The following is a 19,322-nucleotide window of genomic DNA, read 5'->3' as shown; positions in this document are numbered from 1 at the left end:
CACGCAGCGGGGTTTTTCTTTGTGCTCAGGAAATACCGGTAGTGCCGGCCGCTGGCCGGCAGGCGCGTTGATGAAACCGCCGCGAGCGGCGGCGCCAACCAAGGTTGGCGACTATCGATGGCAGAGTGCCAACCAAGGTTGGTATCCACCAATGGTGGAGCGCAAAAAAAAGCGGCGCCCTGTCGGGCGCCGCTCAGGCTTGAACCATGGTCAGTCGAGCATGGCTCGACTTACTTGGCCGGGACCTTGTCCTTCATCATCGCGTCGCGGGCAGCCTTGAACGGGTTGCCTTCGTACCAGTTCGGCCAACGATCACCACCGGCCAGTTCCTTGCCCACGCCGTACATCAGCTGCAGGTCTTCCACGGTGCCGTCCAGCTTCCAGGTGGCCGCATCGAACTCGTCCTTCGGGCCGTGGTAACGGTTGGCGCCGTAGTCGGCTGCAGCCTTGCGACCCGCGTCCACGCCACCCTCGCGCAGGTCTTCGCCGCCATCGGCGTACAGGGCTGGCACACCGGCCTTGGCGAAGTTGAAGTGATCGGACCGGAAGTAGAAGCCACTCTGCACCGAGGTCTCACCGTGCAAGGTACGGTCCTGGGCGGCAGCCAGCGGCTTGAGGATGTCCTCCAGCTCCGAGCTGCCGAAGCCGGTGACGGTCACGTCCTTGGCACGGCCGGCCACCGACATCGCATCGATGTTGATCACACCGGCGATCTTGTCCAGCGGGAAGGTCGGATGGGCAACGTAGTACTTCGAACCCAGCAGGCCGGATTCTTCCAGGGTCACCGCCAGGAACACCACCGAACGTTCCGGCTTCGGCTCCTGGTGGGCCATGGCTTCGGCCACTTCGAGAATGCCGGCCACGCCGGTCGCATTGTCGACCGCGCCGTTGTAGATGTTGTCGCCGGTCTCACCCTCATGCTTGCCCAGGTGGTCCCAGTGCGCCATGTACAGCACGGCCTCGTCAGCGCGCTTGCTGCCCGGCAGCACGCCCACCACGTTGCGCGACTGCTTCTGCGCGATCTGGCTCTTCAGGTCGACCGCAGCGGTCGCCTTCAGCGGCACCGGCTTGAAGCCACGCTTGCTGGCGTCCTTGTAGGCCTGTGCCAGGTCCAGGCCGGCACCGGCGAACAGCGCCTTGGCGGCGTCGGCACTCAGCCAGCCCTGCACCGGGATACGTGCTTCCGGGTCATCCTTGGCCGGCAGGTCGTACTGCGGGCCGGCCCAGGAGTTCTTCACCACGTCCCAACCATAGGAAGCGCCGGCGGTGTCGTGCACGATCAGTGCAGCAGCGGCACCCTTGCGCGCGGCCTCCTCGAACTTGTAGGTCCAGCGGCCGTAGTAGGTCATGCGCTTGCCGTCGAACAGCTTCGCGTCATCGACATGGAAGCCCGGATCGTTGACGAACATGACGACCGTCTTGCCCTTCCAGTCCTGGCCGGCGTAGTCGTTCCACTTCTGCTCCGGCGCGTCAACGCCGTAGCCGACGAACACCAGGTCGCTGGCATCGACCTTCACCTCGGCCTGGCCGGTACGGGTGCCGACCACCATGTCGGTGCCGAACTTCAGCTCGGTGGTCTTGCCGCCCTGGGTGATCTTCAACACGGTCGATTCGTCGGCCGTGGTCTCGGTCATCGGCACATCCTGGAACCAGCTGTCGCCGTTGCCGGGCTGCAGGCCGATGCGCTGCATCTGGTCGCGGATGTAGTTGACCGTCAGTTCCTCGCCCTTGCTGCCCGGGGCGCGGCCTTCGAACTCATCCGAAGCCAGGGTCTTGACCATCTCGGCGAAATCGCCGGCGTTGATCTCCGGGGAGAACTGATGGGCGGCCGGCTTCGCAGCGGCGGTGTCGGTGGCCGGCGCGGCGGCCGGCGTGTCTTCGCCTTTGCAGGCACTGAGCGCGGCCGCAGCGGCCAGGCACAGGAGGAGTTTGCGGGGCATCATCGATTCCTGGGAAACAAAGGGCGGCCGCACGTCTTGTACGACCGGTATCAGCGAGTATCACCGAACCCGAAGGCCGGTGCGCTCAGTCCGCGGGGGCGGTTTCGGTATCGAACGGGATCGGCTCGGCGCCGGTGACCGGCCCGATGCGGGCGGTGCGATGCACGTACAGCACCACTTCGCGTTCGAACTGCAGGGAGCCGTTGACCACCGCATTCGGTCCGATGATCACGCGCGGCTTGCGGCTGGCGGTCAGCGAGACGCTGAAGTTCGGTTTGCGCACGTGCACGCCGCCGTTGACCTGCGAGCCGATGCCCACGGTGATGTCACCGTTGACGGTCTCGACATCCTTGCCGACGCGGCTTTCGACCAGACCGATGCCGCCGTTCACGGTTTCAACGCCGCCTTCGACCTCGCTGCCGCGGTCGGTGAAGATGCTGCCGTTGACAGTGCTGACGCTGCCGCGCGCGATGACTTCGCGGCCCAGGCGTACGCCGCCGTTGACCGTTTCGATCTTGCCGGTGCGCGCGCGATCGGCGACCTTGACCCCGCCGTTGACAGTGTCGATGCTGCCGGTCTCGACGCCTTCGCCGACGCGGATGCCGCCGTTGACGGTGTCCAGCTTGCCGTAGCGCTGGCCGGGTTCGGCGCTGATGCTGCCGTTGACCTTGCTGATGTTTTCCTGCGCTGCCACTGGCCCGGTGACCAGCAGTACGCCCAACAGCAGCGGAATGGAGAGAGCTTTCATGGGGACCTCGATGGATGTGCGGCTGGCAGGCCGCGTGCGGAGATGTCACCATTCCCCGGTACCCCCTGCAACTGCCTGAAGTCACTGGAAAGCCCTTGCGCAACAACGCCTTCCCATCACGCCGACATCACATCGCCGCTGCTCGCGGCGGGCGCTGCCTGCTGTTGGGGCTGGCCTTGGCACTGGCGTTGCCGCTGCCGGGGGCCGCGCAGACCACGCGCGAGACCGAGCGCAAGCTGCAGAAACTGCGCAGTGAACTGAAGGGCGTGGCGCAGGAGCGCCGGCAGATCGAGGGCCAGCGTGGCCAGGCCTCGCAGCAGCTGCGTGAGGCCGACGAGAAGGTGGCCCGCACCGGCCGCGCGCTTGCGCAGACGGAAACCGCGCTGCGCGAGCAGGGCCACGCCCTGGCCGAGGCCGAACAACGCCGCAGCACGCTGCAGGTCAACCTCGCCCAGCAGCATCGCGAGCTGGCCGGCCTGCTGCGTGCGGCCTACCAGCTGGGCAACCACGCACCATTGAAGCTGCTGCTGTCGCAGGACACGGTGGCCGATGCCAATCGCGCCCTGGCCTACCACCGCTACCTGCAGCGTGAGCGGGCCCAGCGCATCACCACGCTGACCGCCGACCTGAAGGAACTGGAAGCGCTGCAGGCGCAGATTGCCGAGCGCAAGCAGAAGCTGCAGGGGGCGCAGCAGGACCAGAAGCGGCAGGCAGCGGCGCTGGAAGCCGACCGCCGCGATCGTGCAAAGACCGTGGCCTCGCTGGACGAGCGCTTCAAGGACCAGCGCGAGAAGGAACAGGCGCTGGGCCAGGACGCCAAGGCGCTGGAAACACTGCTGGCCAATCTGCGTGCGGCCGCCGCCCGTGCCGAGGCCGAGCGTCGCGCGGCTGCGCGCCGTGCGGCAGCGGAGAAGGCCGCTGCCGAACGTGCCGCACGCCAGGCCGCGGCACAGGGACGGCCGCCACCGCCCACCAAGGTTCCGCCGGCGGTGGCTTCCGCACCGGCGCCGAAGGTGGGGGGCCTGGGTTGGCCGTTGTCCGGCAACCTGCTGGCCCGCTACGGCGGCAAGCTGCCTGACGGGCGTACCAGTAGCGGCGTGCTGATCGGCGCACCGGCCGGCAGCACCGTCACCGCTGTGGCCGACGGTACCGTGGTGTTCTCCGACTGGATGACCGGCTACGGCATGATCCTGATCGTCGACCACGGCAATGGCTACATGAGCCTGTACGCCCACAACGACACCCTGCTCAAGGACGCCGGTGCACGGGTCAGCCGTGGCGATGCAGTGGCCAAGGTCGGCAACTCTGGGGGCCAAGGGGTCACCGCGCTGTACTTCGAGCTGCGTCGTGGCGGGCAACCGGTGAATCCGGACAGCTGGCTGCAGCGGCGCTGAATCCCCGCTCGCCACGTGCGGGCTGGATTCAACGGGAATTTAGCTGTGCTTCGCGCATAATCGGTGCATGTGCCTTGGGCACCATGCCACCGTCGACAGGAGTGATCCATGCGCGCAGCCCGTACCGCCACCCTCTTGCTGGCCCTGTTGCCAGCGCTGTCCTGGGCGCAGCAGACCGCGCCCGCCCCGAGCCAGGAAACCGGCGGGCAGGCAGCGAGCAGCGAGGAGGCGGTGACCTCGAAGGTGCCGCTGGAGGACATCCGCCGCTTCGTGGCCGTCTACAACGCAGTGCGGGCCGCCTACGTCGATCCGGTCGATGACAAGAAGCTGATGCAGGCAGCGGTGCGTGGCCTGCTGCTCGACCTCGACCCGCACAGCACCTACTTCAACAAGGAAGACGCGCAGGCCTTCGACGAACAGGCCAGCGGCGCCTACGAAGGCATCGGCGTGGAGCTGCAGCAGCAGCCGGACAACGCCAGCATGAAGGTGATCTCGCCGATCGACGACACGCCGGCGGCCAAGGCCGGCATCCTCGCCGGTGACCTGATCATCGCCATCGACGGCAAGCCGATCAGCGCGATCGATGCCAGCGAACCGCTGCGCGGACCGGCCGGCAGCAAGGTGGTGCTGACCATCGTGCGCGAAGGCAAGCCCAAGCCGTTCGATGTCAGCCTCACCCGCCAGACCATCCGCGTGACCAGCGTGCGCAGCCGCCTGCTGGAACCGGGCTATGGCTACATCCGCCTGAGTACGTTCCAGGCCGACACCGGTTCGGACTTCCAGAAGCACGTGCAGCAGCTGCAGAAGCAGTCCGGTGGCCAGCTCAAGGGCCTGGTGCTGGATCTGCGCAGCAACCCGGGTGGCTTGCTGACTGCTGCCGTGCAGGTGGCCGACGACCTGCTCGACAAGGGCAACATCGTCAGTACCCGCGGCCGCATCAGCATCAGCGATGCACGTTTCGATGCAACGCCGGGCGATCTGTTGAAGGGCGCACCGGTGGTGGTGCTGGCCGATGCCGGTTCGGCCAGTGCCTCGGAAGTGCTGGCCGGCGCACTGCGCGACAACAAGCGCGCCCGCGTGGTCGGCAGCCGCACCTTCGGCAAGGGCTCGGTGCAGACCGTGCTGCCGCTGGACAACGGTGACTCGGTGAAGCTGACCACCGCGCGTTATTACACGCCCAGCGGCAAGTCGATCCAGGCCACCGGCATCGTGCCGGAGGTCGAACTGAAGCCGGCCGCTACGCCGGCCGAGGATGCACTGCCGGCCAGCCTGAGCGATTACAGCGAAGCGACCCTGCCGGGTCATCTGCGCGGTGACGACGAGGGCACCGAGGGCTATCACGCCGGTGCGGTACTGCCGGGCGATGGCCCGATCAACGACGCGCTGGCCGAGCTGAAGAACCCGGGTTCGGTGGCTGCACGTTTGAAGGCCGAAGCGGCCAAGGCGGAGGCTGCCAAGGCCGCGAAGGCTGCAGCGGCGAAGCCCGAAGCCAAGCCGGAGCCGAAGGTCGAACCGAAGGCGGACAGCACGCCGGAAACCAAGCCCGCCCCGGTTCCGGCCAAGCCCTGATTCTGCAGAGTCGAGCCATGCTCGGCTGATCTACGAACGAGCGGGTGAGCGTGGAGCCGGCCAGCGGCCGGCACGACCCGGTGTCAGAAGCCGTGGCGCTTGCGCAGGCGGCGGGCGATGGCCGCCCGCACGTAGACCCCGTACACCACGCCGAACACGAAGCCGCCGATGTGCGCCCACCAGGCCACCATGCCGAAGCTGGGGCCGATATGGGCGAATACGACCTGCAACGCGGCCCAGACACCGATCAGCAGGTAGGCTGGGGCGCGCACGAACTCCAGGAACAGGCCGAGCGGGATCACCACGCCCAGCCGGGCGCCCGGGAACAGGGCCAGGTAGGCGCCGATCAGTGCGGAGACCGCACCGCTGGCACCGATGATGATCTGGTCCGGGCTGCCCATGGTGTAGATCGCCACCAGATTGGACACCGCACCGCCGACCAGGAACAGCAGCAGCAGCCGCCACGGGCCCAGCACCCGCTCGGCGGGCAGGCCGAAGATCAGCAGGAACACCAGGTTGCCCAGCAGGTGCGACCAGTCGGCATGCAGGAACAAGGCGGTGAACAGGCGCAGCACGCTGCCGTCCTGCAGGGTCGCCCACCAGTCCAGCGGGTGGGTCAGGCCGGTGGACAGGGCGCCCCAGTCCAGCCAGAGGCTGCCGCGGGCATCGTCCGGACGCGAGATCGACCACAGGAACGCCAGCCACAGTGCCGCAAACAGCACGGGCGTGGCCCAGCGCAGGGCCGCCTTCTTGCGCGACGGGAGGGAGACGAACATGGGCACTAGCCTAGCGTGCGGGCGCTTGCGGCGGGGATTGTCCTGTTCAGCTTTTGGGACGAAAAAACCGCCACTGCTGTTATTGTTTCATTAACAGCTCTGGGTAATACTCGCATACGGCGTCGTATGTCGGGAGGGGAATCCGGCGCGCTCCGATGGGTCCCAGGACCTGCCGGGCGCAGGCGCACTCAGAGCAACATCACCGCTTACCGGAGAGAGAACTACGATGCAAACCGCTTCCACCATTGCCCGTCTGACCCTGCTGGCCGTCGGCGTTGCCGGTGCGCTGGCCGCCGCCGACGCCAACGCTGCCGCCTTCCAGCTGAAGGAAAACAGTGCCAAGGGCCTGGGCCGCGCGTTCGCCGGCTCCACCTCGGCCGAGGGCGACGCCTCGGTCATCGCCACCAACCCGGCCTCCATGCGCCTGCTCGACGGCACCATGCTGCAGGGCGACGTCAGCGCCATCAGCTTCGGTGCCAAGTTCCGTGGCCAGGGCAAGTACGCCAACGGCGCTCCGATTTCCGGCGGCAACGGCGGCGACGCCGGCATGATCGCCCCGGTCCCGGCGGCCTACTTCCACCTGCCGTTCGGCGAGAAGGAGAACATGCACTTCGGCGCCTCGCTGACCGTGCCGTTCGGCTTCAAGACCGAATACGACCGTGACTGGGTCGGCCGCTACAACGGCGTCAAGACCGAGCTGCAGGCGATCGACCTGGGCGTGGCGTTCTCCTACGACGTCAACCCGTACCTGTCGTTCGGTGCTTCGGTGTTCGCCGAGCGTCTGAACGTCGACCTGACCAGCGCCGTCGATACCGGCACCGCGATCAACGCCAGCGCCCAGCAGAAGGCTGCCGCTGCCGTTCTGGCTGCCGGTGGCACCGCCGCCCAGGCTGCTGCCGCCTCGCGTCAGGCCGCTGTCGCCATGGCCCAGCAGGGCTTCGCTCCGGGCACCGCCGATGGCTTCCTGCGCATCAAGGGTGACGAAGTGTCCATGGGCTACACCCTGGGCATGACCGTCAGCCCGGTGGAAGGCACCAACATCGCCTTCAGCTACCGCTCGCAGGTCAAGCACAAGATCAACGACGGCAAGGCCGACTTCACCATTCCGGGCAACGCCGCAGCCTTCCTGGCCGCTGCCGCTCCGGGCACCTTCATCGACAGCAAGGGTCGTGCCTCGATCACCCTGCCGGCCAGCGCCACCGTCAGCTTCACCCACCGCGTGAACGACCAGTGGAAGATCATGGCCGACGTCTCGCGTACCGCCTGGAGCAAGTTCGACCAGATGGCCGTGCAGTATGACTCCAACCAGCCGGACAGCGTGCTGCCGTTCCACTACCGCGACACCACTTTCGCGTCGATCGGTACCGAGTACCGCATGAACGAAAAGCTGACCCTGCGCGGCGGTCTCGCCTACGACCAGACCCCGACCACCGACGCCCACCGCGACGTGCGCGTGCCGGACACCACCCGCAAGTGGCTGTCGCTGGGCCTGACCTACGCGGCATCGGACAAGATGGAATACAGCGTGGGCTACACCCACCTGTTCACCAAGGATCCGAACATCACCTCGACCTCGCCGACCGGCAACACCGTGACCGGCAAGTACAAGGTCAGCGGCGACGTGCTGGCGGCTTCGATGCAGTACAAGTTCTGATCCAGGCGATTGCCTGACGCAGGACGAAGGAGGCCCCGCGCAAGCGGGGCTTTCTTTTTGTGAGGTGGCTCGGGGCATCCATGCATGGCATGGATCTACCGGATCGTCCACGCAGCGCGCGGATCCATGACAATAGGGCGATGAACCTGTCCGATCCGAACTTCCAGCTGGAGCTGGCTGCCAACATTGCCGTCGCCGGCTCGATCCTGCTGGCCGGCCGCAACAACGTGCACACCTGGTGGCTGGGCATCGTTGGCTGCGCCTTGTTTGCCGCCGTGTTCGAACGATCGCACCTGTACGCGGACATGGTGCTGCAGTTCTTCTTCATCGCCATCAGCGTGCTGGGCTGGTGGCAGTGGCTGCGTGGCGACCATGGTGCGCCGCTGCCGATCACCGCGCTGCGGCCGCGGGCATGGGCCTGGCTGGCGCCGCTGGCGGTGGTGGCCACGTTCGGCTACGGCTGGATGCTGACCCGGCTGACCAACGCCTATGCGCCCTACATCGATTCGGCGGTGCTGGTGTTGAGCGTGATCGCGCAGATCCTGATGATGCGGCGCAAGCTGGAATCGTGGTGGGTGTGGCTGCTGGTGAACACCGTTGCGGTGCCGCTGTACTACAGCCGTGGCCTGCACCTGACCTCGATCCTGTACGTGGGCTTCTGGATCAATGCGCTGGTGGCCCTGCGCCATTGGCGGCACCTGATGCGCGACGAGGCCAGGGCGGCCGATGCCGCTGCCTGAGCGCGTTGCGCGCGGCCTGGTAGTGGGCAAGTTCTGCCCGCTGCATCTCGGCCACGAACGCCTGATCGACTTCGCAGCCACGCGCTGCCAGCAGCTGCTGGTGATCGGCTGGTCGCAGCCGGGCTTTGCCGGCTACAGCGCCGAGCGCCGCGAGCGCTGGCTGCGTGCGCGTTTCCCGCAGGCGACGGTGGCGGTGCTGGATGACACGCGACTGGCGGCATTGTGCACGCAGCACGGTTTGCCCGTGCGCACGCTGCCGCAGGACAGTGATGACGAACAGGTGCAGCGCGACTTCACCGCCTGGCTGTGCCTGAACCTGTTCGGTGGGCCAGTGCAGGCGGTGTACACCGGTGAGGACTACGGGGACGGTTTTGCCGATGCGCTGGCAGCCTGCTTCAACGCACCGGTGCGGCATGAACGGCTGGAACGCTCGCCCGATGTCGGCCAGGCCAGTGGCACCCAGCTGCGCGCCGATCCGCATGCGCATCGCCATGGCCTCGCACCGCAGGTGTATGCCGGCCATGTGCAGCGCGTGGCGTTCATCGGTGGCGAGTCCAGCGGCAAGACCACGCTGGCGCGCGTGCTGGCCGAGCGCCTGCAGACCGCCTGGGTGCCGGAGTACGGCCGCACCCTGTGGGAGCAGCAGGGCGGAGAACTGACGCCGGACGATCTGCTAGGCATTGCAATGACACAGCCACAGCACGAAGACGAGGCCGCGCGGCGCGCGCATCGCTGGCTGTTCTGCGATACCACGCCGTGGGTGACGCTGGGGTACAGCGGCTGGATGTTCGGCACGGCACCGGAGCCGCTGCGGCAGGCGGCACGACGACGCTACGACCTGCTGTTCCTGTGCGCACCGGATATTCCGTTCGACCAGGACGGTACGCGTGTGGGCGAAGCCTTCAGGGCGCAGCAGCATGCGTGGTACCTGGCGCAGCTGCAGGCAGAGGGTGTCGAGTACGTGCTGCTGGAAGGCGATCTAGAGATGCGCATCGCACGGGTGCAGGGCGAGCTGGCGAAGCGGGCGGACAACCGGTTCAGTGTCGCCCCGCCTCTGTAGGGCCGATCCAGTGCCCGCATGCACCATGCAAGCCGAGCGTGGGCTCGGCTCTACAGGATGCAGAAGCACAAAAAACCCCGCTTTCGCGGGGTTTTTCGTTCACTGCAACTACTGGGCGATCAGTCGCCCAGGGTCAGCAGCGAGGCGTTGCCGCCGGCGGCGGTGGTGTTCACCGTCACCGTCTTTTCGGTGGCGAAGCGCAGCAGGTAGTGCGGACCGCCGGCCTTCGGGCCGGTGCCGGACAAGCCCTGGCCGCCGAACGGCTGCACGCCGACCACCGCACCGATCTGGTTGCGGTTGACGTAGACGTTGCCGACGTGGACGCCGTTGCTGATGCGGTCGACGGTCTCGTCAATGCGCGAATGCACGCCCAGGGTCAGGCCGTAACCGGTGGCGTTGATCTGGTCGATCACCGTGTCGAGCTGGTCGCCCTTCCAGCGGATCACGTGCAGGACCGGCCCGAAGATTTCCTTGTGCAGCTGGCCCAGGTCCTTCAGCTCATACGCGCGCGGTGCGAAGAAGGTGCCGTTGGCCGCTTCGGCGGACAGCTCGGCGGCGGCGATCAGGCGCGCTTCGCGGTCCATGCGTTCGGCGTGGTCCTGCAGGATCTTCAGTGCATCGGCGTCGATCACCGGGCCGACGTCGGTGGACAGCAGGCCCGGATTGCCGACCTTCAGTTCCTTCATCGCGCCGGCCAGCATGGTCATCACCTTGTCGGCGATGTCGTCCTGCACGAACAGCACGCGCGCGGCCGAGCAGCGCTGGCCGGCGGAGGTGAAGGCCGAACCGATCGCGTCCTTGACCAGCTGTTCCGGCAGCGCCGAGGAGTCGGCGATGAAGGCGTTCTGGCCGCCGGTCTCGGCGATCAGCACACCGATGGCGGCGTCACGCGCAGCCATGGCGCGGTTGATCGCACGTGCGGTGTCGGTGGAGCCGGTGAAGGCCACGCCAGCCACGCGCGGGTCGGCGGTCAGCGCGGCGCCGACGGTGGCACCGTCGCCCGGCAGGTACTGCACCACCTCGGCCGGCACGCCGGCGTCATGCAGCAGCTTCACCGCGTAGTAGCCGATCAGGTTGGTCTGCTCGGCCGGCTTGGCGATGACGCTGTTGCCGGCAGCCAGTGCGGCAGCGACCTGGCCCAGGAAGATCGCCAGCGGGAAGTTCCACGGGCTGATGCAGACGAACACGCCGCGGCCATGCAGCTGCAGCTCGTTGGACTCACCGGTCGGGCTCGGCAGCTTCTCGGCGTGGCTGAACTGCTCGCGCGCCTGCTTGGCGTAGTAGCGCAGGAAGTCCACCGCTTCGCGCACTTCGGCGATGCCGTCGGGCAGGCTCTTGCCGGCTTCCTTCACGCACAGCGCCATGAACTCCGGCATGCGCGCTTCCAGCTGGTCGGCGGCGTGCTCGAGGATGGCGGCGCGGCTGGCGGCCGGGGTGCGGTTCCAGGCCGGCTGCGCGGCCACGGCATTGGCCAGGGCCTTCTGCACGGTGGCGGCATCGGCGGCCTGCCACTGGCCGACCACCTCGCGGGTGTCGGCCGGGTTGGTCACCGGCAGCGAGGCGCCGGTCGGGTTGGCACCCGGTACCAGCGGGGCGGCCTGCCACGGCTTGACGGCTGCGTTGAGCTGCTCGGCCAGGGCGCGCAGTTCGTTGTCGTTGGCGAGGTTGGCGCCCATGGAGTTCTTCCTGTCGTGGTTCTGGCTGCGCAGCAGGTCAACCGGCAGCGGGATCTTGGGATGCGGAATCGATTCGAACGAAGCAACCATCTCGACCGGATCGCGGATCAGGTCGGCGATCGGCACGCGCTCGTCGGTGATGCGGTTGACGAAGCTGGAGTTGGCGCCGTTTTCCAGCAGGCGGCGCACCAGGTACGGCAGCAGGTCTTCATGCGAACCGACCGGCGCATACACGCGGCAGGGCAGGTTCAAGCGGTCGGCCGGCACCACTTCGGCGTACAGGTCGTCGCCCATGCCGTGCAGCTTCTGGTGCTCGTACACGCCGCCATTGGCGATGCTGCGCACGGCCGCGATGGTGTGTGCGTTGTGCGTGGCGAACATCGGGTAGATCGCGTCGGCATGGGTGAACAGACGCTTGGCGCAGGCCAGGTAGGAGACATCGGTGTTCTGCTTGCGGGTGAACACCGGGTAGCCCGGATAGCCTTCGATCTGCGCGCGCTTGATCTCGGCGTCCCAGTAGGCGCCCTTGACCAGGCGCACCTGCAGGCGGCGACCGGCGCGGCGCGCCATGTCGGCCAGGTGGTCGATCGTGTACGGCGTGCGCTTCTGGTAGGCCTGCACGACCACACCGAAGCCATCCCAGCCGGCCAGCGACGCATCGGAGAACACCTGCTCGATGATGTCCAGCGACAGTTCCAGGCGGTCGGACTCTTCGGCGTCGACGGTGCAGCCGATGCCGTAGCTCTTGGCCAGCTGTGCCAGTTCCAGCACGCCCGGCACCAGGTCCTTCAGCACGCGCTCGCGCTTGGCGTGCTCGTAGCGCGGGTACAGCGCCGACAGCTTGATCGAGATGCCCGGGGCGTTGTTGACGTCGCCATCCGGACGGCCGCCGCGTGCCTTGTGGTCGCCGCCGATGGCGTGGATCGCACGACGGTAGTCTTCCAGGTAGCGCAGCGCGTCCTTCATGGTCAGCGCGCCTTCGCCCAGCATGTCGAAGGAGTAGCGGTAGTTCGCGTTGTCGCCCTTGTGCGAGCGCGACAGCGCTTCGCTGATGGTGCGGCCCATGACGAACTGGTGGCCCATGATCTTCATCGCCTGGCGCACGGCCAGGCGCACCACCGGCTCACCGACGCGGCCGACCAGGCGCTTGAACGCGCTGGGCGCATCGGCGCGGGTGGCGTCGTTCATCTGCACCAGCTTGCCGGTCAGCATCAGGCCCCAGGTGGAGGCGTTGACCAGCACCGAGTCGCTGCCGCCCAGGTGCTTTTCCCAGTCGGCATCGGCCAGCTTGTCGCGGATCAGCTTGTCGGCCGTGTCCTGGTCCGGAATGCGCAGCAGCGCCTCGGCCACGCACATCAGCAGCACGCCTTCCTCGCTGCCCAGGTCGTACTGGCGCATGAAGGCTTCGATCGCGCCCTGGTCCTTGGCACGCACGCGCACGCGGCCGACCAGGTCGGCGGCCAGCGCCTGTACCTTGGCCTGCTCCTCGGCGGGCAGGCGGGCCTGCGCCAGCAGCTCGCGCACGTGGCTGGCCTCGTCCTTCAACCAGCCATCGGTGATGGCCTGGCGGAACGGGTTGGGGGGCGCCGGCAGTTCCGGCGACAGCAGCGCGCCGGGACGCAGGGCGTCGCTGGCGGCAGGGGAGGAGGAAGGTGCGTTCATGCCGGTCCGGCCAGTGGAAAACTTGGCGATTTTAATCATTTTTGCGGGTTGCGGAAGTGCCCCTCAGCCACCTTCGTGAAGCGCTGATAGCCCCTAGCTGCGGTGGATTCAGCGTGTTCAGCAAGCTCGGCAGAATTTGTGCTGAATTCGTCATTCGTGCCGCCGACCTCATGCTGTGTTGCAGCATGGGAAAAAGTGTGAATGCACCCTTGCTACCGGCGAGAGGGCGGGGCTACCATCGAGACGTTTCCCGCGGTAGGAACGCGGTTGCGACATGATCGAGGTGCTTCCAGCTCCGGATGGGTCAGGTACGCAGCTGCGGCTGCGTCCCCCACGGGCGCTCGATGCCCGGCAGTTCGTCCTGTTGTTCACCGTGTTGTCGGGTGCGATGTGGCTGGTGTCCGCCCTCGGGTGGTTGGCCGGCAATGCATTCGCCCCCCTGTTCGCGCTGCTGTACAGCCTGGTGCTGGCGGCGGCACTGCGTGCCTTGTGGTGCAGTGGTGAACGGCAGGAGGAGATCCGGGTAGTGCCGGCGTACGTGGAGGTCATCCCCGTACCCGGTGGATCGCCGGTGTTCCGGGCGCACCCCCACTGGGTGCGCCTGCTCACCGACGATGAGAGGGTCCGGCTGGCATCCAGCGGCCGGCAGGTGGAGGTGGGGAGTTTCCTCGCGCCGGCCGAACGTCAGACGCTTGCAGAGACACTTGAAAGCTTGCTCGCCGCCAGCGATGGCGGCAACCGACGACGCTAAGGGTCTAGGCAATGAAGCAAAGCAGCAGGTGGGGCACGAAGTGCGTTGCAGCGGTCGCCGCCATGGTGGCCGGGGGACTGATGCCGGCGTTGGCCTGGGCCCAGGCGGCCGATCCCAAGCCGTGGCAGCTGAACATGGGCAAGGGGGTGACCCAGACCTCGCGCCTGGCCTGGGAATCGAACAATCTCTCGTTGATCATCTGCACGGTGATCGGCGTCATCGTGTTCGGTGCGATGGCCTACGCCATCTTCAAGTTCCGCAAATCCAAGGGCGCGGTCGCCGCCACCTTCAGCCACAACACCAAGGCCGAGGTGATCTGGACGGTGATCCCGGTGATCATCCTGATCGTGATGGCCTGGCCGGCCACGGCCAACCTGATCAAGATGTACGACACCCGCGATGCCGAGATGACGGTGAAGGTCACCGGCTACCAGTGGATGTGGAAGTACGAATACCTCGGCGAGAACGTCACCTTCACCAGCCGCCTGGACCGCGAGTCCGACCGCGTGCGGCAGAGCGGCATCGTGCCGACCCGCGAAAGCCATCCGCACTACCTGCTGGATGTCGACAACCGCCTGGTGCTGCCGGTCGATACCAAGGTGCGCTTCGTCATCACCTCCGATGACGTGATCCACGCCTGGTGGGTGCCGGCGCTGGGCTGGAAGCAGGACGCCATTCCCGGCTTCATCAATGAAGCCTGGACCAGCATCGAGCAGCCCGGCGTGTACCGGGGCCAGTGCGCCGAGCTGTGCGGCAAGGACCATGGCTTCATGCCGATCGTGGTCGAGGCGGTGTCCAAGGAAGAGTTCAAGCAGTGGCTGGCGCAGCGCAAGCCGGCGCCGCCCGCCGAGCCGGCAACGCCTGCGGCACCTGCCGAGCCGACTGCACCGACGGGAGAGGCACCTGCTGCGCCTGCCGCAGCTGAAGCCGGCAGCGCGCCTGCCACCGCGGCCAGCGGAGCGTGATGTAAAGCCCGCGGCCGTTCGCGGCCGTGGTGACAACCGATTCTGAGAGGTGTTTTGCAATGGCGCACTCGGCAGTTGGGCACGACGATCACCATCACCAGCAGAGTTTCTTCGAGCGTTGGTTCTTCTCGACCAACCACAAGGACATCGGCACGCTGTACCTGGGTTTCAGCTTCATCATGTTCATCATCGGTGCGGCGATGAGCGTAGTGATCCGCGCCGAGCTGGCACAGCCGGGCCTGCAGTTCGTCAAGCCCGAGTTCTTCAACCAGATGACCACCGTGCACGCACTGGTGATGATCTTCGGTGGCGTGATGCCGGCCTTCGTCGGACTGGCCAACTGGATGATTCCGCTGCAGATCGGCGCGCCGGACATGGCGCTGCCGCGCATGAACAACTGGTCGTTCTGGCTGTTGCCGGTGGCCTTCAGCCTGCTGCTGCTGACCCTGTTCCTGCCCGGTGGTGCGCCGGCCGGCGGCTGGACGCTGTACCCGCCGCTGTCGCTGCAGGGCGGCTACAACGTGGCCTTCAGCGTGTTCGCCATCCACGTGGCCGGCATCAGCTCGATCATGGGTGCGATCAACATCATCGCCACCGTGCTCAACATGCGCGCGCCGGGCATCGACTTGCTGAAGATGCCGATCTTCTGCTGGGCCTGGCTGATCACCGCCTTCCTGCTGATCGCGGTGATGCCGGTGCTGGCCGGCGCGGTGACCATGCTGCTGACCGACAAGTTCTTCGGCACCAGCTTCTTCAATGCCGCCGGTGGCGGTGACCCGGTGATGTACCAGCACATCTTCTGGTTCTTCGGCCACCCCGAGGTCTACATCATGATCCTGCCCGCCTTCGGCGTGGTCAGCGAGATCATCCCGACCTTCAGCCGCAAGCCGCTGTTCGGCTACCAGGCGATGGTGTACGCCACCGCCGCGATCGCGTTCCTGTCGTTCATCGTCTGGGCCCACCACATGTTCACCGTGGGCATGCCGCTGGGCGGCGAGATCTACTTCATGTTCGCCACCATGCTGATCTCGATCCCGACGGGCGTGAAGGTGTTCAACTGGGTCAGCACGATGTGGCGTGGCTCGCTGACGTTCGAGGCGCCGATGCTGTGGTCGGTGGCCTTCGTCATCCTGTTCACCATCGGTGGCTTCTCCGGCCTGATGCTGGCCATCGTGGCCGCCGACTTCCAGTACCACGACACCTACTTCGTGGTCGCGCACTTCCACTACGTGCTGGTGACCGGCGCGGTGTTCGCGCTGATCGCCGCGGTGTACTACTGGTGGCCGAAGTGGACCGGGCGGATGTATAGCGAGAAGTGGGCCAAGGTGCACTTCTGGTGGTCGATCGTGTTCGTCAACCTGCTGTTCTTCCCGCAGCACTTCCTCGGCCTGGCCGGCATGCCGCGCCGCATTCCCGATTACAGCGTGGCCTTCGCCGACTGGAACCTGATCAGCTCGATCGGTGCGTTCGGCATGTTCGTCACCCCGTTCATGATGGCCGCGATCCTGCTGTCCTCGCTGCGCAACGGCGAGAAGGCCGAGGCCCGATCGTGGGAAGGTGCGCGCGGCCTGGAATGGACGCTGCCGTCGCCGGCACCGGCGCATACCTTCACCACGCCGCCGACCATCCGCCCGGGGGATCTGGCGCATGACGACATCACGCATTGAGGTGGGGCATGCATAACGAGAGCCCGCTCCCGATCGGTAGCGTCGAGCCAGGCTCGACTGACGAAAAGCAGCCGGGCATGGCTCGGCTCTACAACAACGAAAAGCAGCCGACCAGCGGTCGGCTCTACCACGGCGACAGCCAACGCCAAGGCATCGAACAGCAGCGCCAGCGTGCGAAGCGCACTGCGATGTGGGTCGGCGCCATCGCCGTGCTGGTCTACGTCGGCTTCATCCTCAGCGGGGTGATCGGCCGATGAGCGAGGCACCGGCCAGCACGCCGTCACCCAGCGCCGGGCTGCCGCGCCTGATCGGCGTGGCGGCGGCGGTGTTCCTGCTCACGTTCTCGCTGGTACCGCTGTACCGCATCGCCTGCGAAAAGGTGTTCGGCGTGCGCCTGGAACGCGGTCCCGGTGGCGAAGCGAGTGCCGGCGCGGCGGCCGGCAAGCGCACCGTGCGCGTGGAGTTCGATGGCGGCGTCAACTCGCGCCTGCCCTGGTCGTTCCATCCCGAACAGTTGACCATGGACGTGGTGCCGGGCGAGCTCAACGAGGCGCTGTACTTCGCCCGCAACGACAGCCAGCAGGCGGTGGTCGGCAGCGCGGTACCGTCGGTGGCGCCGGCGCGTGCGTCGGGCTTCTTCAGCAAGACCGAGTGCTTCTGTTTCACCGCGCAGACGCTGCAGGCCGGCGAGAAGCGCGACATGCCGGTGCGCTTCATCGTCGATCCGGACCTGCCGCCGGAGATCAAGACGATCACCTTGTCCTACACCTTCTACCGCAACGACGCGCTGTCCGATCGGCTGGCTCCGGCCGCCACCTCGGACGGCGCGCACGCCGCACCCTGACCCGGATACCGACATGGCCCAGACACCGACCGATGCCAACGTGTACTTCGTCCCGGCCCAGAGCAAATGGCCGTTCGTGGGGTCCATCGCGATGATGGTGACCATGGTGGGCGTGGCCAGCTGGCTCAACGATGCCAGCTGGGGACGCTGGACGTTCTACATCGGCATCGCGATGCTGGTGCTGACCCTGTTCTGGTGGTTCAGCGACGTGGTGCGCGAGTCGCAGGCGGGCAACTACAACCACCAGGTCGATGGCTCGTTCCGGATGGGGATGATCTGGTTCATCTTCTCCGAGGTGATGTTCTTCGGTGCCTTCTTCGGTGCGCTGTTCTACACCCGCAACCTGGGCCTGTCGTGGCTCAGCGGCGAAGGCCGCGGGGTGATGACCAACGAGCTGCTCTGGCAGGGCTATTCCGCCGGATGGCCGACCAATGGCCCGGCAGCGATCGGTGGCGCGTTCCAGACCATCCCGGCCTGGGGCCTGCCACTGATCAATACGCTGATCCTGCTCACCTCCGGCGTGACCCTGACCATCGCCCACCACGCGCTGAAGGCCGGCAACCGCCGCCAGCTGCTGATCTGGCTGGGCCTGACCGTGGTGCTTGGCCTGGGCTTCCTGACCCTGCAGGCGGAGGAGTACATCCACGCCTACAAGGAGCTGAACCTGACGCTCGGCTCGGGCATCTACGGTTCGACGTTCTTCATGCTGACCGGCTTCCACGGCGCGCACGTGCTGCTGGGCACGATCATGCTGATCGTGATGTGGCTGCGTTCGGCGAAGGGACACTTCACCCGCGACAACCATTTCGGTTTCGAAGCCGCCGCGTGGTACTGGCACTTCGTCGACGTGGTGTGGCTGATGCTGTTCCTGTTCGTCTACGTGCTTTGATCAGGCGCGCATCGGTGGTGTCAGCCGCCGATGCCGTGCGGTTTGATCCAGCCCATGTAGATGCTCACGATCACCAGCAGGATCAACGCCACCGACACCGCGATGCGGCGGGTCAGTGCGTTGACCGTGCGCTTGGTCTGGCCGCGGTCGACCAGCAGGTAATACAGGCCGGCGCCCAGATTCCAGACGATGACGATCAGAAACGCGATTACCAGCAGGGTCTTCAGCGAATCACTCATGCGCGGCTCGAGGGCAGGGTGGATGCGCCTATCTGACCGCGTTTGCGCGGACTTGTCATGATGCGCCAGCACACGCGCGTGATCGGATGGCTGCTGGCGGTGCTGGCGATGGCCGGTTTCAGCGCATTGGGGCTGTGGCAACTGCAGCGCATGCATGCCAAACAGGCAATGTTGGATGCGCAGGGTCCAGCTGTGGCGCAAGCGCTTCCGTTGTCGCAGGCCCTGGCGGCGCCCGGCGCGTTGCACGGCGTGGCCGACCACGGCCGCTTCCTGCCCGGCGTGGTGCTGCTCGACAACCAGACCCGGCATGGCCGCGCCGGGGTGAAGATCTATCGCCCGTTCCGCAGTGACGATGGCAGCGTGCTGCTGGTCGATCTCGGCTGGCGTGCGCTGCCGCCGGATCGCACGTTGCCGGATGTGCCGGCGCCGCCTTCACCGGTGGCCGTGCGTGGGTTGCTGGCACCGCCGCCGTCGGCGGGACTGGCACTGGGCCCGGCGTTCTCCGCCACTGGCGAGGCCGGGCGTTGGCTGGCCAGTCGCTTGCCCGCCGAAGGCCTGGCGCGCGCGCTGGGGCTGCAGGCGTTACCCGAACGCGTCCTGCGCCTGGATCCGGCACTGCCATTCGGCGATGAGCGTGACCTGGACCTGCTGCCGAACACACTGCCGCCGCAGCGTCACCTGGGCTATGCCGTGCAGTGGTTCGGGCTGGCCCTGACCGTGCTGGTCGTTGCGCTGGTGCTGGAGCGGC

Annotated in this window: 17 protein-coding genes; 12 read left to right on the top strand and 5 right to left on the bottom strand. The window is 66.8% G+C overall.

Features of this window, described 5'->3' with window-relative positions:
* Positions 1 to 230: 230 nt before the first annotated feature.
* Positions 231 to 1,940, bottom strand: coding sequence for a M28 family metallopeptidase (locus tag N5D91_RS22805; protein WP_180855420.1), 1,710 nt, complete (start codon positions 1,938 to 1,940; stop codon positions 231 to 233).
* An 85-nt stretch (positions 1,941 to 2,025) separates the two neighbouring features.
* Positions 2,026 to 2,688 carry a hypothetical protein gene (locus N5D91_RS22800; protein ID WP_180855419.1) on the bottom strand — a complete coding sequence of 221 codons (663 nt, stop codon included), beginning with the start codon at positions 2,686 to 2,688 and terminating at the stop codon, positions 2,026 to 2,028.
* A gap of 95 nt (positions 2,689 to 2,783) precedes the next feature.
* Here N5D91_RS22800 and N5D91_RS22795 point away from each other — a divergent pair, with 95 nt between their 5' ends.
* Both N5D91_RS22795 and N5D91_RS22790 read left to right on the top strand, forming a co-directional pair.
* Positions 2,784 to 4,082, top strand: coding sequence for a peptidoglycan DD-metalloendopeptidase family protein (locus tag N5D91_RS22795; RefSeq protein WP_180855418.1), 1,299 nt, complete (start codon positions 2,784 to 2,786; stop codon positions 4,080 to 4,082).
* Positions 4,083 to 4,190: 108 nt separating this feature from the next.
* Entirely contained in the window at positions 4,191 to 5,651 is a 1,461-nt protein-coding gene (locus N5D91_RS22790) for a S41 family peptidase (RefSeq protein ID WP_180855417.1), read from the top strand.
* Between the two features lie 83 nt (positions 5,652 to 5,734).
* Here the strand turns inward: N5D91_RS22790 and N5D91_RS22785 are convergent, their stop codons facing one another.
* Entirely contained in the window at positions 5,735 to 6,427 is a 693-nt protein-coding gene (locus tag N5D91_RS22785; protein ID WP_019662230.1) for a rhomboid family intramembrane serine protease, read from the bottom strand.
* Between the two features lie 226 nt (positions 6,428 to 6,653).
* On the opposite strand from N5D91_RS22785, the gene N5D91_RS22780 reads away from it, so the two are divergent.
* From N5D91_RS22780 to N5D91_RS22770, 3 genes are all read left to right on the top strand, one after another.
* Positions 6,654 to 8,081, top strand: a complete 1,428-nt coding sequence (locus N5D91_RS22780; RefSeq protein ID WP_180855416.1) for an outer membrane protein transport protein — start codon at positions 6,654 to 6,656, stop codon at positions 8,079 to 8,081.
* 140 nt (positions 8,082 to 8,221) lie between these two features.
* Positions 8,222 to 8,821 carry a nicotinamide riboside transporter PnuC gene (pnuC, locus tag N5D91_RS22775; RefSeq protein ID WP_153856995.1) on the top strand — a complete coding sequence of 200 codons (600 nt, stop codon included), beginning with the start codon at positions 8,222 to 8,224 and terminating at the stop codon, positions 8,819 to 8,821.
* Positions 8,808 to 9,881, top strand: coding sequence for an AAA family ATPase (locus N5D91_RS22770; protein ID WP_180855415.1), 1,074 nt, complete (start codon positions 8,808 to 8,810; stop codon positions 9,879 to 9,881). The genes pnuC and N5D91_RS22770 overlap by 14 nt, the downstream gene beginning before the upstream one ends.
* A gap of 119 nt (positions 9,882 to 10,000) precedes the next feature.
* Here the strand turns inward: N5D91_RS22770 and putA are convergent, their stop codons facing one another.
* A complete protein-coding gene (putA, locus tag N5D91_RS22765; RefSeq protein ID WP_180855414.1) occupies positions 10,001 to 13,219 on the bottom strand; it encodes a bifunctional proline dehydrogenase/L-glutamate gamma-semialdehyde dehydrogenase PutA in 3,219 nt (1,072 codons plus the stop codon).
* A gap of 274 nt (positions 13,220 to 13,493) precedes the next feature.
* Between putA and N5D91_RS22760 the strand changes: the two genes are divergently transcribed.
* The 6 genes from N5D91_RS22760 to N5D91_RS22735 are packed head-to-tail and all read left to right on the top strand — an operon-like array spanning position 13,494 to position 18,335.
* Complete coding sequence (locus N5D91_RS22760) at positions 13,494 to 13,970, top strand: DUF2244 domain-containing protein (RefSeq protein ID WP_180855413.1); 477 nt, start codon at positions 13,494 to 13,496, stop codon at positions 13,968 to 13,970.
* 11 nt (positions 13,971 to 13,981) lie between these two features.
* Entirely contained in the window at positions 13,982 to 14,935 is a 954-nt protein-coding gene (coxB, locus tag N5D91_RS22755) for a cytochrome c oxidase subunit II (RefSeq protein ID WP_180855412.1), read from the top strand.
* A 59-nt stretch (positions 14,936 to 14,994) separates the two neighbouring features.
* On the top strand, positions 14,995 to 16,602 hold the full coding sequence (gene ctaD, locus N5D91_RS22750) for a cytochrome c oxidase subunit I (protein WP_004153896.1): 1,608 nt from the start codon (positions 14,995 to 14,997) through the stop codon (positions 16,600 to 16,602).
* Positions 16,603 to 16,610: 8 nt separating this feature from the next.
* Complete coding sequence (locus N5D91_RS22745; RefSeq protein WP_180855411.1) at positions 16,611 to 16,859, top strand: hypothetical protein; 249 nt, start codon at positions 16,611 to 16,613, stop codon at positions 16,857 to 16,859.
* The gene (locus tag N5D91_RS22740; protein ID WP_180855410.1) at positions 16,856 to 17,446 is read left to right on the top strand and encodes a cytochrome c oxidase assembly protein; all 591 of its coding nucleotides are present in this window, start codon (positions 16,856 to 16,858) and stop codon (positions 17,444 to 17,446) included. Before N5D91_RS22745 ends, N5D91_RS22740 begins: the two co-directional genes overlap by 4 nt.
* A gap of 13 nt (positions 17,447 to 17,459) precedes the next feature.
* On the top strand, positions 17,460 to 18,335 hold the full coding sequence (locus tag N5D91_RS22735; RefSeq protein WP_005407793.1) for a cytochrome c oxidase subunit 3: 876 nt from the start codon (positions 17,460 to 17,462) through the stop codon (positions 18,333 to 18,335).
* 20 nt (positions 18,336 to 18,355) lie between these two features.
* Here N5D91_RS22735 and N5D91_RS22730 read toward each other — a convergent pair whose 3' ends face one another.
* On the bottom strand, positions 18,356 to 18,574 hold the full coding sequence (locus tag N5D91_RS22730) for a twin transmembrane helix small protein (RefSeq protein ID WP_005412025.1): 219 nt from the start codon (positions 18,572 to 18,574) through the stop codon (positions 18,356 to 18,358).
* A 57-nt stretch (positions 18,575 to 18,631) separates the two neighbouring features.
* On the opposite strand from N5D91_RS22730, the gene N5D91_RS22725 reads away from it, so the two are divergent.
* Positions 18,632 to 19,322 (top strand): SURF1 family protein (locus N5D91_RS22725; protein WP_279922751.1); only part of this gene is annotated, 691 nt, incomplete at its 3' end.

Source organism: Stenotrophomonas sp. GD03794 (genome assembly GCF_029842145.1).
GTDB classification, from domain to species: domain Bacteria; phylum Pseudomonadota; class Gammaproteobacteria; order Xanthomonadales; family Xanthomonadaceae; genus Stenotrophomonas; species Stenotrophomonas riyadhensis.
The sequence above is the reverse complement of the archived record's forward strand: the minus strand, read 5'-3'. Positions and strand labels throughout refer to the sequence as shown.

Coding starts and splice junctions, on each gene's coding strand:
- N5D91_RS22805 (WP_180855420.1), bottom strand. CDS start 1,940: ATGCCCCGCAAACTCCTCCTGTGCCTGGCCGCTGCGGCCGCGCTCAGT.
- N5D91_RS22800 (WP_180855419.1), bottom strand. CDS start 2,688: ATGAAAGCTCTCTCCATTCCGCTGCTGTTGGGCGTACTGCTGGTCACC.
- N5D91_RS22790 (WP_180855417.1), top strand. CDS start 4,191: ATGCGCGCAGCCCGTACCGCCACCCTCTTGCTGGCCCTGTTGCCAGCG.
- N5D91_RS22785 (WP_019662230.1), bottom strand. CDS start 6,427: ATGTTCGTCTCCCTCCCGTCGCGCAAGAAGGCGGCCCTGCGCTGGGCC.
- N5D91_RS22780 (WP_180855416.1), top strand. CDS start 6,654: ATGCAAACCGCTTCCACCATTGCCCGTCTGACCCTGCTGGCCGTCGGC.
- pnuC (WP_153856995.1), top strand. CDS start 8,222: ATGAACCTGTCCGATCCGAACTTCCAGCTGGAGCTGGCTGCCAACATT.
- N5D91_RS22770 (WP_180855415.1), top strand. CDS start 8,808: ATGCCGCTGCCTGAGCGCGTTGCGCGCGGCCTGGTAGTGGGCAAGTTC.
- putA (WP_180855414.1), bottom strand. CDS start 13,219: ATGAACGCACCTTCCTCCTCCCCTGCCGCCAGCGACGCCCTGCGTCCC.
- N5D91_RS22760 (WP_180855413.1), top strand. CDS start 13,494: ATGATCGAGGTGCTTCCAGCTCCGGATGGGTCAGGTACGCAGCTGCGG.
- coxB (WP_180855412.1), top strand. CDS start 13,982: ATGAAGCAAAGCAGCAGGTGGGGCACGAAGTGCGTTGCAGCGGTCGCC.
- ctaD (WP_004153896.1), top strand. CDS start 14,995: ATGGCGCACTCGGCAGTTGGGCACGACGATCACCATCACCAGCAGAGT.
- N5D91_RS22745 (WP_180855411.1), top strand. CDS start 16,611: ATGCATAACGAGAGCCCGCTCCCGATCGGTAGCGTCGAGCCAGGCTCG.
- N5D91_RS22740 (WP_180855410.1), top strand. CDS start 16,856: ATGAGCGAGGCACCGGCCAGCACGCCGTCACCCAGCGCCGGGCTGCCG.
- N5D91_RS22735 (WP_005407793.1), top strand. CDS start 17,460: ATGGCCCAGACACCGACCGATGCCAACGTGTACTTCGTCCCGGCCCAG.
- N5D91_RS22730 (WP_005412025.1), bottom strand. CDS start 18,574: ATGAGTGATTCGCTGAAGACCCTGCTGGTAATCGCGTTTCTGATCGTC.